We start from the raw sequence: 16,026 nt of genomic DNA on the forward strand, positions 1-16,026 counted from the left end.
GCCGAACGCAAGCCGCTGGCTGGTGATGCCTCCCTGCGCAAATACCTACGTATCGGCGCTGGGGCCGACGGGCGCGGCGCGGTTCTGATGGACGCTGATCCAGCGCTTGGAAACGACACCAAGCCATTTACACGCATAACAGAATACCTGCGTGGAATCGGTTTAAGCGCGCCAGAGATTTACAAAGCCGACGATGCCAACGGTTTGCTGCTGCTCGAAGACTTAGGCGACGCCCTTTACGCACGGGCGGTCTTGGATGACCCGGCGCTTGAATTGCCGCTCTATGAGGCGGCGACGGAGGTTCTTTTGGCGCTGCATAAAGCAAAACCACCTACGTTAGAGCCCTATGATACCGCGCTTATGACAAAGATGGCGGCGCTTGCATTTGACTGGTATCAACTCGGCGCTCATGCAGCGGTTGATGCGCGGGCAAAAGCCGCCTTCGAATCTGCATTTTCCACCTTATTAGACACTCATATCGGTGCGCCCTGCGTTCTGATCCAACGTGATTATCACGCTGAAAACCTGCTTTGGTTGCCCCAGCGCGAAGGCACATCGCGCGTCGGTTTGCTTGATTATCAAGACGCGCTTTTGGGTCATCCTGCCTATGATCTTGTGTCACTTCTAAAAGATGCACGGCGCGATGTTCCAGGCGATGTCGAAGAGGCGATGATCGCTCATTACGTCGCCAACTCAGGCATGGATGACGCGGCCTTTCGCAGCGCCTATCATGTTCTGGGTTTGCAGCGAAACCTGCGCATCCTTGGTGTTTTTGCCCGCCTTTCCATGCACTTTGGCAAACCTTCCTATATCGATCTTATCCCGCGCGTTTGGGATCATGTTCTTCGCGATCTGGCCCACCCTGTGAACGCCCCCGTTGCAAACATCCTGCACCGCGCCCTGCCAGCGCCGAGCCCCGAAATCCTCCAAAGGTTGAAAGACAAATGCGCGACTATCCCGACGCTATAATGCATTTTGCTGCCGGCTTCGGCACGCGCATGGGCCCTTTGACCAAGGATCGCCCCAAGCCATTGGTGCAGGTCGCTGGTCGCGCGTTGCTTGATTACGCACTCGCGTTGAGTGACGGAATGAACCTGAATCGCAAAGTCGTGAACTGCCACTACTTTCCTGAGCAGATCAGCACGCATTTAGAACAGCGCAGCGACATTACACTTATCCATGAATCTGGCGAAATTCTGGAAACCGGCGGCGGATTGAAGAATGCGCTACCAGCGCTTGGGGATGGGCCCGTTTTCACGACGAATACAGATGCGGTTTGGAACGGGCCGAACCCGCTGATCGCGCTTTTGGACGCGTGGAACCCGGAAAAAATGGATGCCCTGTTGCTCTGTGTTCCCAAAGAAAATGCTGTTGGGCACAAAGGAAATGGCGACTTTCTTTTCGGTGCTGATAATCGAATAACTTACGGCGCAGGCGACATTTACACAGGCGTTCAAATCATTCGCACAGATCGTCTGGCAGAGATCCCGGACGCATCGTTCTCGCTCAAATTGCTTTGGGCCAAATTGCTTGAAGACAGGCGCATGTTTGGTCTGCGCTACACTGGAAGATGGTGCGATGTTGGAACGCCCGAAGGCGTTACACTTGCCGAAGGCATGCTTGGGGGTGCTGATGTTTGATCCAACCGACAAGCCGCGTGTTTTCAAACTTGGGTTAGGCGTCGACTTTCCAAAGGCGCTGGTCGCCGGACTAAGGGAAAAAATGGCAGTAGCGCCGCCCGAAGATATGGCGCGCATCCAGCTTATTGTGAACACCGCACGCATGGGTCGGCGTGTGACCTCCTTGTTTATGGACGGAAGCGCGCAGCTTTTGCCGCAGATCACGCTATTGGGTGATCTTGGATCGCACCCGAAATTCAACGCGATCCCACAGGCTGTTTCCCCGCTTGGACGTCGCATCGAACTCATCTCATTGATTGATGCCTTGCTGCGACAAAATCCATCACTTGCCGCGCGCAGTTCGCTCTTTGATCTGGCGGATTCGCTTGCGGTTCTTATGGATGAAATGCAAGGCGAGGGGGTTTCACTTGCGGACATTGATGCGCTTGAAGTCACCGATGTTTCTGGCCACTGGAACCGCGCAAAGGACTTTATCGGCATTGTCGGTCGCTTCCTTGATCTCTCGAAAGAACCACCTGACACACAAGCACGCGCCCGTGCTGTCGTTCTTGCGCAGATCGCGGACTGGCAAGAAAATCCGCCAAAACACCCGGTTATCCTTGCGGGTTCAACCGGGTCACGCGGAACGACATCTCTTTTGATGCACGCCGTTTCGCGTTTACCGCAGGGGGCCGTGATCTTGCCCGGATTTGACACCGATATGCCAGATGCGGTTTGGAGCGAGCTTAGCAAAGATCATGGCATGCGCATGGTGCCCGAAGATCATCCACAGTTCCGCTTTGCCAAACTTTTGAGCGAGCTGGGGCTATCGCCCAAAGACCTGCCCGAATGGAACACGATGGCCCCGGTTTGCGCCGCGCGGCACAAAGTTGTCTCGCTCGCATTGCGGCCCGTTCCTGTGACAGACAGTTGGCTCCAAGAAGGCCCGGATTTGGGCGATCTGCCCAGCGCGATGAAGGACGTTACCCTGCTCGAGCCGCAAACCGCCCGAGAGGAAGCGCTGGCAATTGCGATGCGCCTACGGCTTGCTGCTGAAGAAGGCAAAACCGCAGCGCTGATTACGCCAGATCGCATGCTCACACGGCAGGTCACCGCGGCCTTGGATCGCTGGGATATCAAACCCGACGATAGTGCCGGTCTGCCGTTGCAGCTTTCGCCGCCAGGGCGTTTCTTGCGCCATGTGTTAGAACTTTTTACCCAGCCGCTTGATGCAGAAGCGCTCCTAACTTTGCTAAAGCATCCGCTAACCCATTCAGGTGAAGGACGGGGCCAGCACTTGCTGCTAACGCGCGAGTTGGAGCTGTCTATTCGCAAAAACGGCCCGGCATTTCCCGACGCACAGAGCCTCGAAAATTGGGCTACGCAGAACAAACTTGAGGGTGCCGTTGATTGGGCCGCTTGGGTTGGCGCTACGTTTTGCGGACACCTTCGCACGGGCGTACAAGACGCGGTGGAAATGGGTGAAGCGCATATCGCCCTTGCCGAACAGATTTCACAAGGCACGCTTGGTACTGGAAGCGGTGAGCTTTGGCACGAAGGGGCCGGCCGCACAGCGCTTTCGCACTGGCACAAGCTGCACATCTGTTTGGACGCCTTGCCCGATTTGACTGCACGCGACTACGCCGACCTGTTTGGCGCTGTGCTTGCTGGTGGTGAGGTTAGAAACCCCGATTCCGGACACCCAAATGTTCTAATCTGGGGCACTTTGGAAGCACGCGTTCAAGGGGCCGATCTTTTGATCCTTGCAGGCCTCAATGAAGGAAGCTGGCCCGAGGCGCCAAGCCCCGATCCTTGGCTTAACCGCCGCATGCGCGCTGACGCAGGTCTTTTGTTGCCAGAGCGGCGCATTGGGCTGTCAGCACATGACTTTCAACAAGCAATTGCTGCACCAGAGGTATGGCTGACCCGTTCACAGCGTTCTGATGATGCCCAGACGGTGCCTTCGCGATGGCTCAACCGGTTGACCAACTTGATGGGCGGCCTGCCCACCCGAAAAGGGCCTGATGCAATTAAGGAAATGCAGGCGCGTGGCAAAGCGTGGCTTGATCGCGTTCACCAGTTAGAAGAACCGATCGAAAGCGATCACGCCAAACGCCCATCGCCGAAACCCGCGCTAGGCGCGCGCCCGAAACAGCTTTCGGTTACGGAAATCAAAACCCTCGTGCGTGACCCTTATGCGATCTATGCCAAACATGTTCTTGGCCTTGCTCCGCTTGATGGTCTGGTCAAAACCGCCGACGCGCGCTTGCGCGGGATCGCGGTGCATCAGGTCTTTGAGGATTTCGTCAAAGGCTGGGAAACGGCGAATTCTGCCGCTGATCTCATGGCCGTGGCCACCCGCATTTTCGAGGCTGATGTTGACTGGCCTTCCGCCCGTCTCATGTGGGCCGCGCGCATTGCGCGGCTTGCCGATGATTTTGTCGCCGAAGAACGCGAAAGGCAGCGAAATAGCGTGTCATCACATTTGGAGGTGAAGGGAAAAAGCACACTACCCGAGCTCGACTTTACGCTTACCGTGAAAGCCGACCGCATTGATCTGGACGCGCGCAGCGGCGCGCATTTGTATGACTACAAGACCGGTCAACTTCCAACCAAACCCCAGCAATTGGCTTTCGATATGCAGCTTTTGCTTGAGGCCGCGATGGTCGAGCGCGGTGACTTTGACGGCCTGCATCCGCGCCATGTTGAGGGGGCAACGTATCTGGGCGTAGGCTCTGGTTTGAAGGCTGTACAAGCGCCTTTGGATGAAAAATCGACCGCGCAGGTTTGGAAAGAACTGTATAAGCTGATCTCTGACTACCAAGACCCTAATAAGGGGTTTACGGCCCGGCGGGCGATGGAAAAATCCAAAAGCTTTGGGCGCTACGACCAGCTTTCCCGCTTTGGGGAGTGGGATGAAACCAGCCTGCCAGACGACGGGGGCGTCACATCATGATCGAGCGAAACGAAGCGACCCAAGCACAAGTCAACGCAGCACGCCCGCATGTATCAACTTGGCTGTCGGCCAACGCAGGTTCCGGCAAAACGCGCGTTTTAACAGACCGCGTTGCGCGGCTTTTGTTGGCGCAGGTCCCGCCCGAACGCATATTGTGCCTGACTTACACCAAAGCGGCGGCGGCAGAGATGCAAAACCGCTTGTTCAAGCGACTTGGCGAATGGGCCATGCTTGAGAACGATACCCTGCGCGCGGCCCTGCGCGAACTTGGCGAGGAAGGCGCGATTGACGGCGAGGCACTGCGCAACGCGCGCACGCTTTTCGCCGCGGCAATCGAGGCACCGGGCGGCTTGAAAATTCAGACGATCCATTCGTTCTGCTCTACCGTTCTGCGCCGTTTCCCGCTTGAGGCAAATGTCAGCCCACAGTTCGCAGAAATGGAAGAGCGCGCCGCCGATCTACTGCGTGAAGAAATCATCGAAGAAATGGCATCTGGCAAACATGCAGCGGTGATAATGGACCTCGCGACTGTGACGGGCGCCTATGACCTGACAGATCTTAGCGGCGAAATCGTTCGGCACCGCAGCGCACTTGTCGCGCCGCCAACGGATGATGCTGTTTACAAAGCGTTCGGGCTTGATCCTGCGATGGACGAAAACGCGATAGCCGCGAAAGTATTCATTGGCGGCGAGAACGTCGTGCTTGCCGCTTTGATCCCGACACTGAATGCCTCTGGCCCGAACGATGTAAAGCTGGCGAAAAAACTGTCGCTTGTTACAGAGTTGAACGCCGCCGCCTTGCCAGCGCTCGAGGACGCGTTTCTCACCAATGACGGGCGCTCCAAAGCGGGTAAAATTCCGGCCAAAGCCGCTCAGAAGGGTTTTGTCACGCATCAGGATGCGCTTGATACCTGGATCGAGCGGGTCGAAGCGGCGCGCGCGGCGCGGCTCAAACTGAGTGCGGCTCAAAAGACGTTGTCGCTTAATCGTTTTGCCGCTGCGTTTCTTGAACTTTACGACGCTCGCAAGCAAGCGCGTGGGTGGCTTGATTTTGACGATCTCATCCTCAAAACCCGTGATCTTTTGGCCAAGTCGGAAATGGCGCAATGGGTGCTTTACAAGCTGGATGGCGGCATTGACCACATTCTTGTGGACGAGGCCCAAGACACAAGCCCTGCGCAATGGGATGTGATTGAACGCCTCACCTCTGAAATCACCGCCGGCGAGGGTGCGCGCGGTGATGTACCGCGCACGATTTTCGTTGTCGGCGACAAGAAGCAGTCGATCTATTCGTTCCAGGGCGCGGACCCCCGTGAATTTGATCGCATGCGCGGCGAGTTTGACACGCGCCTGCGGCCCACAAACTTTCCCCTTGAAGAAGCAGAGCTGCATTATTCTTTCCGTTCTGCGCAGTGCATTCTGGAACTTGTAGATCAGACGTTTGAAGGCCATGAACCTGCCGGATTTGCAGGTTCGTCCCACCTTGCATTTGAGGGCGGCCCGCCCGGGCGTGTAGATATATGGCCCGCCATTCCCAAAGCGGAAAAAGCCGAGGGCGGTGATTGGTCCGATACGCTCGACAAGCTGGGGGAAAACGATGAAACCGTTCTCATGGCGCGGCGCATCGCGGATGAAATCGGGCGTATGATCGCAAAGGAAAGCATCTTCGATTCCGATGAGAAACGTTTTCGTTCCGTCCGTGCGGGCGATGTTCTGATCCTTGTGCAGCGGCGCTCTGATCTGTTTGAAGAGATCATTCGTGCCTGCAAAGCCGCGAACTTGCCTATCGCGGGCGCGGATCGCTTGAAAGTTGGCGCAGAAATGGCCGTGCGTGACTTGCAGGCATTGCTCAGCTTCCTTGCCACGCCAGAAGATGATTATTCCCTGGCTGTCGTCCTGAAATCGCCACTGATCGGGTGGAGCGAGAAAGAGCTCTTCCAACTTGCCAGCGATCGGGAAGCGCGGTTTTTGTGGCAGGAACTTCGAAACGCGAAAGAACGCTATCCCGACGTGCTGACCCTATTGGAAGATCTGCGCGGGCAAGCCGATTTCCTGCGCCCCTATGATCTGATCGAGCGGATTTTGACGCGTCACAACGGGCGCAAGCGTTTGATCGGTCGCCTTGGCCGCGAAGCCGAGGACGGGATCGACGCACTTCTGGCCCAAGCGCTTTCATTCGAGCAAAGCCGCATTCCGTCGTTGACGGGTTTTCTAACGTGGATGGAAAGCGACGACCTTACAATCAAGCGCCAGCTAAGTCAGGACCGCGATGAAATACGGGTCATGACCGTGCATGGCTCAAAGGGGCTTGAAGCGCCAATTATCATCATGCCCGAGACGCAAAAGCGCAAGAACCCCGCAGGCGGGTCGATTATCGAAATTGATGATCTTGCGCTGTGGAGTGTGCGCAATGAAGATGCGCCAGAGATTATCCTCAATGCAAAAGCCCGGCGCGACGAAAAGCAATCTGAAGAACGCATGCGTCTGCTTTACGTCGCAATGACACGTGCCGAAAAATGGCTGATCCTAGGTGCTGCTGGCGATTTGGGAAAATCGGATGAGGAAAGCTGGTATGGCATGGTCAGTGCCGCCGCGCGCAATCGCCCACATGTCGAACATGATTTCGGTTTTGGCATCGGGATTAGGATTGAACCGGTGCCTTGGGATGCAAGTGATGCCCCCCCACCCGAGGACCGCGTTAATGAAGCGACCGCGCTGGAACCCTTTTTCCTTTCGCCCGCCGCAAAGCCGCCAGAGCAGAAAGAAACCTTTGGTCCGTCCGGTCTTGGCGGGGCAAAGGCGCTCCCGAGTGAGGAGGCCTTGGATGAGGACGCCGCCAAACTGCGCGGCACACATATCCACCTTTTGCTTGAGCATTTTGCCGAAACGCCCGCCGAGAATTGGCAAAGCATCGCGCAGGCGCTGCTCGCGGACGCAAACGATCTTTCCGGCATGATCGAAGAGGCGAAAAGCGTCGTGAATAACCCTGCGCTTCAGTTCCTGTTTGCCGAAGGCACACTTGCAGAAGTTCCAATCACCGCGCGGATCGAGCCCATTCAAGGGCAAATATTGCACGGCATCATTGATCGGCTCGTCTTGGGCGAAAAAGAAATTTGGGTCGTCGATTTCAAATCCAACGTGGCTGTTCCGCCAAATAGCAGCGCCTGCCCCGAAGCTCTCTTGCGGCAGATGGGTGCCTATCATGCGGCGTTAAAACAGATTTATCCTGATCGTGCTATTCGCCCCGCAATTGTCTGGACGCGTGATGCATCTTTGATGGAGCTGCCAATCGATCTGATTGACGCAGCATTGCACAGGGCGGGTGCATCTATGCATCTTGACGCCGCTACCCCCAATACCTAGGTTCAGCCAGCAAGATTTTCCGCGATATTCCTTAGGAGACGCCCCATGGCCACAGTAGCCGTTACCGACGCCACATTTGACGCAGAAGTCAAAAACTCATCCGTTCCAGTCGTTGTAGACTTCTGGGCTGAATGGTGTGGCCCCTGCAAACAAATCGGCCCAGCACTGGAAGAATTGTCCGCTGAATACGGCGACAACGTCAAAATCGTTAAAGTCGATGTAGACAGCAACCCGAACTCCGCAGCCGCCATGGGCGTTCGCGGCATTCCTGCGTTGTTCATTTTCAAAGACGGCGAAGTGGTTTCCAACCGCGCAGGCGCAGCGCCAAAAGCAGCGCTTCAAAGCTGGATCAACGACGCGATCTAGGCACGCATAACAAATTTTCGCATGGGGCGTGCCAATGGCGCGCCCTTTTGCTTTTTTCAGCTGCTTTCTTGCACCGCCCTGCCCGCCTCGCCATATAGAGACAACAGGTTCAAGGAGAGACGCATGAGCAGCAATGAATTCCCCGGCTGGCACGGCACGACAATTATCGGTGTGCGCAAAGGCGGCGAAGTGGTGATTGCAGGCGATGGTCAGGTATCGCTTGGACAAACGGTTATTAAAGGCACCGCAAAAAAGGTGCGGCGCTTGTCCCCGGGTGGATATGATGTTGTTGCTGGTTTCGCAGGCTCGACCGCTGACGCCTTTACGTTGCTTGAGCGTCTTGAGGTCAAACTAGAGGCAACGCCCGGCCAACTAGCCCGCGCATCGGTTGAATTGGCGAAAGACTGGCGCACGGATAAATACCTGCAAAAGCTTGAGGCGATGTTGATCGTCACCGATGGTACCGACCTGTTCGTCATCACAGGTGCGGGCGACGTGCTAGAACCCGAACATGACGTCACCGCGATTGGCTCTGGCGGCAACTATGCGCTCGCTGCTGCGCGCGGATTGATGGAGGGCGATGGCAGCGCCGAGGAAATCGCGCGCAAAGCCATGGCGATTGCTGCGGACATCTGCGTTTACACCAACGGAAAACTGACCGTGGAGACAATCAAAGCATGAGCCTTGATAAAGACGATATTCGCGCCGCTGTCGCAGGCAATATCCTGACAGAGCCACAGGCCGCTGCGCTTATGTCCCTTGCGGATCAACGCCGCGGGACACGTGAGAATATGGATGGGCTGGACGAGCCGTTCGAATTGTTCCGTGGATTTAACGAAGTGTTCATCGTGATTGGCCTTGGAATTTTGTATTCAGGTTGGGTCGGGCTGACCGGGCTTGGCGCGATTAGCGGTGACGACGCGACGCTTAGCGTCGGTATCTTTGGCATGATCTCGGTCGCGGTAACTTACTGGCTTGCCCGCTATTTCACTTTGAAACGTCGTATGGTTGCCCCGTCGATCATGCTTGTCGTTTTGATGGCGCTTAGCAGTTTGCAAGTTGGTCTAAGCATCGCGAACGGGTTTGGCTTTGAAAAGGCACTTATGACCGCGTTTTCGGCTGGGTTCACGACCGTCTTGCTCGCCATTTTTTATGCCGTTTTCCGTATTCCGATCACGGTTTTTGCTATCGCCATTGGCGTGTTTGTGTCGGTTGGCGCCATATTCGTCCAAGGCGGGGCAGAGGCACCCGGCATGAATGACCTTTTCATGCTGACCAACAAGGGCCCCTTCGCGATAATCACCATCGTTCTGGGCCTGATCGGTCTGTTCATTGCGTTGCGCTTTGATATGTCCGATCCGCACCGCGTTACACGCCGTTCTTCTGCTGGCTTCTGGCTGCATGTGATTGCTGCCCCTGCAATTGTGAACACTGTCGCGCTAACTTTGTTCGAAGCCGAGGGCCTGGCACCCCAGATCATTCTGTTGCTGTTCCTTGCAGCAATGGCCGTTTTTGCGATCATCATTGATCGACGCAGTTTTCTGGTGGCAGGCATTGGCTACATCGTCGCTCTGGCGTTTGCTTTGCTTGATGGCAACGCCGCTTTCGTCATCCTTATTCTCGGCCTCGGCCTTGTTGTGCTGGGTGCCCAGTGGGAAAAGCTGCGTGCGCGCATTATGTCGGCGCTGCCCGCCTTTCCCGGAAAAGATAAACTACCCCCTTGGGGCCTGACGGAGACTTCACAATGACCGACCTTACCCCGCGCGAAATCGTTTCCGAACTCGACCGTTTTATCATCGGCCAGAACGATGCCAAACGTGCCGTAGCAGTCGCGCTGCGCAATCGTTGGCGACGCAAGCAGTTGGCGGATGATCTACGAGACGAAGTTTACCCGAAGAACATCCTTATGATCGGGCCAACGGGCGTCGGCAAAACCGAAATTTCCCGCCGCCTTGCGAAACTCGCACGCGCGCCGTTTATCAAAGTCGAGGCGACAAAATTCACCGAGGTCGGCTATGTGGGCCGCGACGTTGAGCAGATCATTCGCGATCTTGTGGATGCCGCAATTGGCGAAACCCGCGACTACATGCGTGAGGATGTGAAGGCCAAAGCAGAAGCCGCCGCAGAAGAGCGCGTTATCGAAGCCATCGCAGGCACCGATGCGCGCGAAGCAACGCGCGAGATGTTCCGCAAGAAACTACGCGCAGGCGAGCTTGATAATACAGTGATCGAACTGGAAATCGCAGATAGCACTAACCCGATGTCGATGTTCGAGGTCCCCGGCCAGCCCGGTCAGAACATGGGCATGATGAATATCGGTGATCTTTTTGGCAAAGCCATGGGCGGGCGCACAACGCGCAAGAAAATGACCGTTCTGGAAAGCTACGATGTGCTTGTTGGCGATGAAGCAGACAAGCTGCTTGATGATGAAACCGTCACCCGAGCGGCGCTGGAAGCAGTAGAGCAGAACGGCATCGTGTTTCTTGACGAGATCGACAAGGTTTGCGCCCGCGCGGATGCCCGCGGCGGTGATGTGTCGCGCGAAGGCGTGCAGCGCGATTTGCTGCCACTTATCGAGGGCACAGTTGTCAGCACAAAGCACGGGCCGGTGAAAACCGATCATATCCTGTTCATCGCTTCTGGTGCCTTCCACATTGCCAAGCCGTCTGATCTGTTGCCGGAACTGCAAGGGCGTCTTCCGATCCGCGTTGAGTTGCGCGCGCTTACCGAAGGGGACTTCGTGCGTATCTTGACCGAAACGGATAACGCACTGACCCGTCAATACACGGCCTTGATGCAGACTGAAGAGGTGATCGTTTCTTTCACAGATGACGGAATCGCCGCGCTTGCCAAAATTGCAGCCGAAGTGAACCAGAGCGTCGAGAATATCGGTGCCCGTCGCCTTTATACCGTTCTTGAACGTGTGTTTGAGGAATTATCCTTCACCGCACCTGATCGCGGTGGCGAAACGATTTCGGTCGATTCCGCCTTTGTAGAGACGCATTTGGGTGAACTTTCACGCTCTGCCGATATTTCGCGCTACGTTCTTTAAGGGCGAATGAAACGGGTCATTTTCAAGCTAGGCAATAGCAGCTAGATTGATCTGGCTCTGGTGATTGGACCCGATGATGCGCTTGTCTTTGTTTGTAGTCGCCCTGCTTGCGCTTGTCGCTTGCACCAACAGGACAGTTGCGCCCTATGTCAGCGAACTGCCTGCATCGGCCAATAAAACCAGCGTTCTGACGATTACCGCTCGGGATGTGAATGAAGCGGGGAACTTCACCTCTGCGCGTGCCGAAGGCTTGCGCTATTTCGACAATTCGATTTCTATCCCGCCTCGTCACAAGGCAGGCGAGGTCGAGCTGGCTTATGTTAACCCAGACCCCGCAAAGCATTTTGTAATCGCAGACCAAGCGCCGCTCGCCGGGGCTTCGGGGTTTGCAAGCGCATTGCGCAAAGCCGTAGCGAGCAAACCCAAGTTCGATCGGGAAATCGTGATCTTCGTGCATGGCTATAATTCCTCCTACTCCGACGGGGTGTTTCGGGCGGCGCAATTGCAGAATGACCTGAAGATCCCCGGTGTCATGATCCACTATTCCTGGCCCAGCGCTGCAAATCCGTTCGGCTATTCACATGATCGGGACTCTATTCTTTTTGCACGGGATGATTTCCAAAACAGTTTGGAGTTGATCCGCGCCAGCACAGATGCGCCGATTGTGATCGTCGCCCATTCCTTGGGCAGCCTCCTGGTCATGGAAAGTTTGCGTCAAATCGAGATCGCAAAGCCGGGTTGGACGAAACGCGCACTTAGCGGGCTGGTGTTGATCGCGCCCGATATCTCGCTGGATGTGTTCAAGAAGCAGACCAAACGCTTCAAATCATTGCCTCAGCCTTTCGCGATTTTCACGTCCCAGAGAGACGCCGCGCTTAAACTATCCGCGCGGGTGAATGGCGTTGAATCGCGGCTTGGCAATCTCAAGGACGCGACAGAGCTGAATGAGCTACCAATCACCTTGATTGATGTCACGAAGTTTAGCGCGCGCGGCGTGGATAAGCATTTCGTACCCGGAACCTCCCCTGCGCTTATCTCGCTCTTGCGACGCAGTCTTGATCTTGAAACGGCCTTTCGCAGTGATGCCTCTGGTCGGGCAGGCCTATTTGGCGGCACGGCAATCACTGTCAGAACGGCAACACAATTGATCCTGTCGCCGGGGTTGGTCCAGCAACAATGACGTCGCTGATTGCCTATCTTCATGAGAATGCGCGCTGGCTGTCTGCGGGCATATTGTTGACCTGCCTATCCAGTTTTGGGCAAACCTATTTCATTGCCATCTTTGCCGCCGATATTCAGGCCGCTTTCGATCTGACCCACGGCGCGTGGGGCGCTATATACACTATCGGCACAACAGCCTCTGCAATCGTCATGGTCTGGGCGGGACGACAGGCCGATATTTTCCGTGTTCGCACATTGGGTGCACTGTCCCTTGGCGCACTTGCAATTGCCTGCTTGGCAATGGCGTACAATCCATGGTTCTGGCTGCTGCCCGTCGTCATTTTCGCGCTTCGTCTAACCGGTCAGGGCATGATGAGCCATATCGCAGCCGTTGCCATGGCGCGGTGGTTTGTTGGAACACGTGGTCGCGCATTGTCCATTTCTGGACTCGGGTTTTCCATTGGTCAGGCATTCCTGCCGATAGCTGTTGTTGCGCTAATGACCGTTCTGGACTGGCATGTAATCTGGATCATCTGCGCGGGTGTCGCCCTACTGGGCATTCCAACGTTGCTAAAGTTATTATCACAAGAGCGCACGCCTGCCGCTATGGCGAAAAGCAGTGAAAGCCTTGGAATGAACGCGCGGCATTGGAACCGCCATGACGTGCTGCATCATCCGCTTTTCTGGCTGATGATCCCTGCCCTGCTTGGCCCGTCTGCCTTTAATACCGCGTTCTTTTTCCATCAGGTTCACTACGCCGAAGTGATCGGCATCACCAATATGCAGCTGGTCGCCTACTTTCCATTTTATACCGTCGTCGCGATTGGTGCGATGCTCTTTTCGGGGGCGTTGCTGGATCGGGTTGGCACGGCCAGGTTACTGCCTTTTCATCAGGTTCCCATGGTGTTGGGTTTTGCGATCTTCGCCAGTCACTACCTGGGTCTCGGGTTCGGGTTCTTCTTTCTCGCTCTGACGGCAGGGGCGCAGGCAACACTGATTTCCGCGTTTTGGGCCGAGTTTTTTGGAACCGCCCATTTAGGTGCTATCAAAGCAATGGCGACTGCAATCATGGTCTTTGGTTCGGCAATTGGCCCCGGAATTACGGGCGTGCTAATCGACGTCGGGATTGGCATAGAAACGCAGTATATCGGGGTCGCCTGCTACTTTGTCTTCACGACGCTCACGATGTGGATTGGTATCGCGCTTTATCGCAGTGCCCTAACGCGCGCCGCGTAAATAGACATAATAGGCACCCGCGCCGCCGTGGCGAATATGTGCTTCACTGACTTGCAGCACACAGGAAGCACAGGGCTGCATGGTCAACCAATGCGGAACCTGCCGTTTGAGCGCGCCCATGCGTTGTGGTGCAATTGCACCAAGCTCTTCGCGCTTGCCCCCTTTGCCTGTGATGACAAGAACCAACCGTTTGCCTGCGTTTTGGGATTTCAGAATGAAGCTGGTCAACGCGGGATGCGCCTGAGCAACTGTCATGCCGTGCAGATCGATCCGCCCTTCCGGCTTGAGCTTGCCGCGCTGCATTCCTTTGTAGGACTTGGCATCCATTTTCACAGGTGCGCTGCGCAAGCGTTCGCTAAGCGCAGGCAGAACATCCCGCATTTCGCGCGTGTCGCTGGGAACGGCCCCTAAGGTGAATGGCGCAATCGGATTTGGGGTAGGTTTTTGGGGTTTCTTTTGTCGTGCAACGTCAAGAATTGGAGCGCGTTTCGGGGGGGCAAGTCGCTCTGTTGTGCGGGCAACTTGATTCCATAGATCAAGCTCGTCAGGCTTTACGCGGCGACGGGACATTCTATTGCACGTTCTCTGGCAAATAAGCGTAGGCACGCTGGATCGGCATCAGCACGATCATACGCCCGGGATCACGCAAACGACCCGCGTCGCGCCCTGCCTGATCGCCCGTTCCAAAGAACACATCGGCGCGCTGCGCGCCTTTGATCGCGGAACCTGTATCTTGCGCGATCATCAGGCGACGCAATGGGTTCTTGCCATCCTTTTCCAGCCAAACAGGCGCACCAAGGGGTGTATATCTTGGATCGACAGCAACAGAGCGCATTGTTGTGATAGATCGGTTCATCGCACCCAGCGGGCCCTTGTCGGCGGGGACCTCACTGACTTCGCGAAAGAACACATATGACGGGTTGTGATAGAGTAGTTCTGCGCCCTCTTCTGGATTACGCCGTACCCAGTTTTTGATTACCTCGGCAGAGACTTGATGCGGTTTGTAAATGTCGCGCCGCACCATTTCCTGCCCGATCGAGCGGTAGTTGTGCCTGTTCGATCCTGCATATCCAACACGCAGATAGCTGCCGTCCGGCAGACGGACGCGGCCCGATCCTTGGATTTGCAGGAAGAACAACTCGACCGGATCATCGACGTAGCAAATTTCAAGGCCAAGCCCGTCCATCACCCCGTCTTCAAGAATTTGTCGTCGCGTATACCACTGCGAGGCGGTTTTCGCATCTTTGGGCATTGCGTAAATAGGGTAGCGATATCGCTCTGTACGCAGGCGTGAGCCGTCTAGTTCGGGTTCAAAATAGCCGGTGAAAAGTGCGTCTTTTCCATCTTCGATCTTGAGTGGACGAAAGAACAATTCAAAGAAAGCACGTGCGTTTTTCTGTTCTCTTGCGGCCTTGCACAGAGTGCGCCAATCGGGTGTTTTCATGTCCCGACATGTGTTTTGAAAAACAGCAAGGGCAGCTGCGTGATCGTCGTCTTCCCAGCCATCGAGGTCTTTGAAATCTAGAATACTATAGGCGGTTTCCGCCTGTGCGGGGGCCGTCATTGCGACAGTCCCCGCCAAAAACAATGCCAAAAAGGCACGAATCATTCGCCCGTGGCAACAAGTTGCCAGTTGGGGTCATCGGAACCCATTTTGCGCGCGAAGGTCCAGATGTCTTTCTGGCGCTTAACCTTGGTTTCGCTGCCTTCAACGATCTCGCCTGCGTTATCGCGCACGACAGATGTCATTTCACCGATAAAGCGCACAGTGACCTCGCCAATACCTGTCGCATCGTCAAACGTTGCATCGGCCAGGGCCATCTCGCGAATGCCGACGAATTGGGCCTCAACAGTCAGGCCCTGCTTTTCACGCATTTCGACCACTTCGGCAAAACTTGCGTAAACATCGTCATCCAGGAATGGTTTGATATCTGCCATATCACCGCGCTCGAACCCCATGAGGATCATTTCATAAGCGCCGCGTGCACCGCCAAGGAAATCAGAAACGCCAAATGACGGTTCTGCCGCTTTCATCTTTGCCAAGGCCTCTGCAGCATCGGGCATGCCTTTGGTGTGATCTGCGATATCCGGGTCCGGGCCACCTTCAATCACTTCAAAATCACGACGCTTGCGCGAAGAGGCTGGCGCCTGAACCGGTGGCTTTTCAAAACCATCACGTGTGCCAAGCACGTTCTTTAGGCGTAAAATGAGAAAAACTGCGATGCCAGCTAGCACCAAAAGCTGAATAATGGGCGAATTCATGTGTGTGTCGTC

13 protein-coding genes are annotated in these 16,026 nt (G+C 55.6%); 10 read left to right on the plus strand and 3 right to left on the minus strand.

Features of this window, described 5'->3' with window-relative positions; genetic code table 11:
• From WBC85_RS15895 to WBC85_RS15940, 10 genes are all read left to right on the plus strand, one after another.
• Positions 1-969 (plus strand): aminoglycoside phosphotransferase family protein (locus WBC85_RS15895; protein ID WP_424439504.1); only part of this gene is annotated, 969 nt, incomplete at its 5' end.
• A complete protein-coding gene (locus tag WBC85_RS15900; RefSeq protein WP_424439507.1) occupies positions 945-1,640 on the plus strand; it encodes a nucleotidyltransferase family protein in 696 nt (231 codons plus the stop codon). The genes WBC85_RS15895 and WBC85_RS15900, both read left to right, overlap by 25 nt.
• Positions 1,633-4,575 carry a double-strand break repair protein AddB gene (addB, locus tag WBC85_RS15905; RefSeq protein WP_424439510.1) on the plus strand — a complete coding sequence of 981 codons (2,943 nt, stop codon included), beginning with the start codon at positions 1,633-1,635 and terminating at the stop codon, positions 4,573-4,575. The genes WBC85_RS15900 and addB overlap by 8 nt, the downstream gene beginning before the upstream one ends.
• Entirely contained in the window at positions 4,572-7,937 is a 3,366-nt protein-coding gene (gene addA / locus WBC85_RS15910) for a double-strand break repair helicase AddA (RefSeq protein ID WP_424439513.1), read from the plus strand. Before addB ends, addA begins: the two co-directional genes overlap by 4 nt.
• A 45-nt stretch (positions 7,938-7,982) precedes the next feature.
• Positions 7,983-8,303, plus strand: coding sequence for a thioredoxin (gene trxA, locus WBC85_RS15915; RefSeq protein WP_424439516.1), 321 nt, complete (start codon positions 7,983-7,985; stop codon positions 8,301-8,303).
• 123 nt (positions 8,304-8,426) lie between these two features.
• Positions 8,427-8,984 (plus strand): ATP-dependent protease subunit HslV, encoded by a 558-nt coding sequence (gene hslV, locus WBC85_RS15920; protein WP_424439519.1) that lies wholly within the window; start codon positions 8,427-8,429, stop codon positions 8,982-8,984.
• Positions 8,981-10,051, plus strand: a complete 1,071-nt coding sequence (locus WBC85_RS15925) for a hypothetical protein (protein WP_424439522.1) — start codon at positions 8,981-8,983, stop codon at positions 10,049-10,051. The genes hslV and WBC85_RS15925 overlap by 4 nt, the downstream gene beginning before the upstream one ends.
• A complete protein-coding gene (gene hslU, locus WBC85_RS15930) occupies positions 10,048-11,355 on the plus strand; it encodes an ATP-dependent protease ATPase subunit HslU (RefSeq protein WP_424439525.1) in 1,308 nt (435 codons plus the stop codon). Before WBC85_RS15925 ends, hslU begins: the two co-directional genes overlap by 4 nt.
• 76 nt (positions 11,356-11,431) lie before the next feature.
• Positions 11,432-12,535 (plus strand): alpha/beta hydrolase, encoded by a 1,104-nt coding sequence (locus WBC85_RS15935; protein ID WP_424439528.1) that lies wholly within the window; start codon positions 11,432-11,434, stop codon positions 12,533-12,535.
• Positions 12,532-13,752, plus strand: coding sequence for an MFS transporter (locus tag WBC85_RS15940; RefSeq protein ID WP_424439531.1), 1,221 nt, complete (start codon positions 12,532-12,534; stop codon positions 13,750-13,752). The genes WBC85_RS15935 and WBC85_RS15940 overlap by 4 nt, the downstream gene beginning before the upstream one ends.
• Here the strand turns inward: WBC85_RS15940 and WBC85_RS15945 are convergent.
• From WBC85_RS15945 to WBC85_RS15955, 3 genes are read right to left on the minus strand one after another with little or no spacing between them, the layout of a single operon-like run.
• A complete protein-coding gene (locus WBC85_RS15945) occupies positions 13,735-14,322 on the minus strand; it encodes a Smr/MutS family protein (protein WP_424439534.1) in 588 nt (195 codons plus the stop codon). The genes WBC85_RS15940 and WBC85_RS15945 overlap by 18 nt on opposite strands.
• 1 nt (position 14,323) lies before the next feature.
• Positions 14,324-15,316 carry a murein transglycosylase A gene (locus tag WBC85_RS15950; RefSeq protein WP_424439537.1) on the minus strand — a complete coding sequence of 331 codons (993 nt, stop codon included), beginning with the start codon at positions 15,314-15,316 and terminating at the stop codon, positions 14,324-14,326.
• Between the two features lie 41 nt (positions 15,317-15,357).
• The gene (locus WBC85_RS15955) at positions 15,358-16,014 is read right to left on the minus strand and encodes a Tim44/TimA family putative adaptor protein (protein WP_424439540.1); all 657 of its coding nucleotides are present in this window, start codon (positions 16,012-16,014) and stop codon (positions 15,358-15,360) included.
• Positions 16,015-16,026: the final 12 nt, after the last annotated feature.

The sequence above is a fragment of the Planktotalea sp. genome (genome assembly GCF_049680325.1).
Taxonomy (GTDB): Bacteria; Pseudomonadota; Alphaproteobacteria; order Rhodobacterales; family Rhodobacteraceae; genus Planktotalea.

Coding starts and splice junctions, on each gene's coding strand:
- WBC85_RS15900 (WP_424439507.1), top strand. CDS start 945: ATGCGCGACTATCCCGACGCTATAATGCATTTTGCTGCCGGCTTCGGC.
- addB (WP_424439510.1), top strand. CDS start 1,633: ATGTTTGATCCAACCGACAAGCCGCGTGTTTTCAAACTTGGGTTAGGC.
- addA (WP_424439513.1), top strand. CDS start 4,572: ATGATCGAGCGAAACGAAGCGACCCAAGCACAAGTCAACGCAGCACGC.
- trxA (WP_424439516.1), top strand. CDS start 7,983: ATGGCCACAGTAGCCGTTACCGACGCCACATTTGACGCAGAAGTCAAA.
- hslV (WP_424439519.1), top strand. CDS start 8,427: ATGAGCAGCAATGAATTCCCCGGCTGGCACGGCACGACAATTATCGGT.
- WBC85_RS15925 (WP_424439522.1), top strand. CDS start 8,981: ATGAGCCTTGATAAAGACGATATTCGCGCCGCTGTCGCAGGCAATATC.
- hslU (WP_424439525.1), top strand. CDS start 10,048: ATGACCGACCTTACCCCGCGCGAAATCGTTTCCGAACTCGACCGTTTT.
- WBC85_RS15935 (WP_424439528.1), top strand. CDS start 11,432: ATGCGCTTGTCTTTGTTTGTAGTCGCCCTGCTTGCGCTTGTCGCTTGC.
- WBC85_RS15940 (WP_424439531.1), top strand. CDS start 12,532: ATGACGTCGCTGATTGCCTATCTTCATGAGAATGCGCGCTGGCTGTCT.
- WBC85_RS15945 (WP_424439534.1), bottom strand. CDS start 14,322: ATGTCCCGTCGCCGCGTAAAGCCTGACGAGCTTGATCTATGGAATCAA.
- WBC85_RS15950 (WP_424439537.1), bottom strand. CDS start 15,316: ATGACGGCCCCCGCACAGGCGGAAACCGCCTATAGTATTCTAGATTTC.
- WBC85_RS15955 (WP_424439540.1), bottom strand. CDS start 16,014: ATGAATTCGCCCATTATTCAGCTTTTGGTGCTAGCTGGCATCGCAGTT.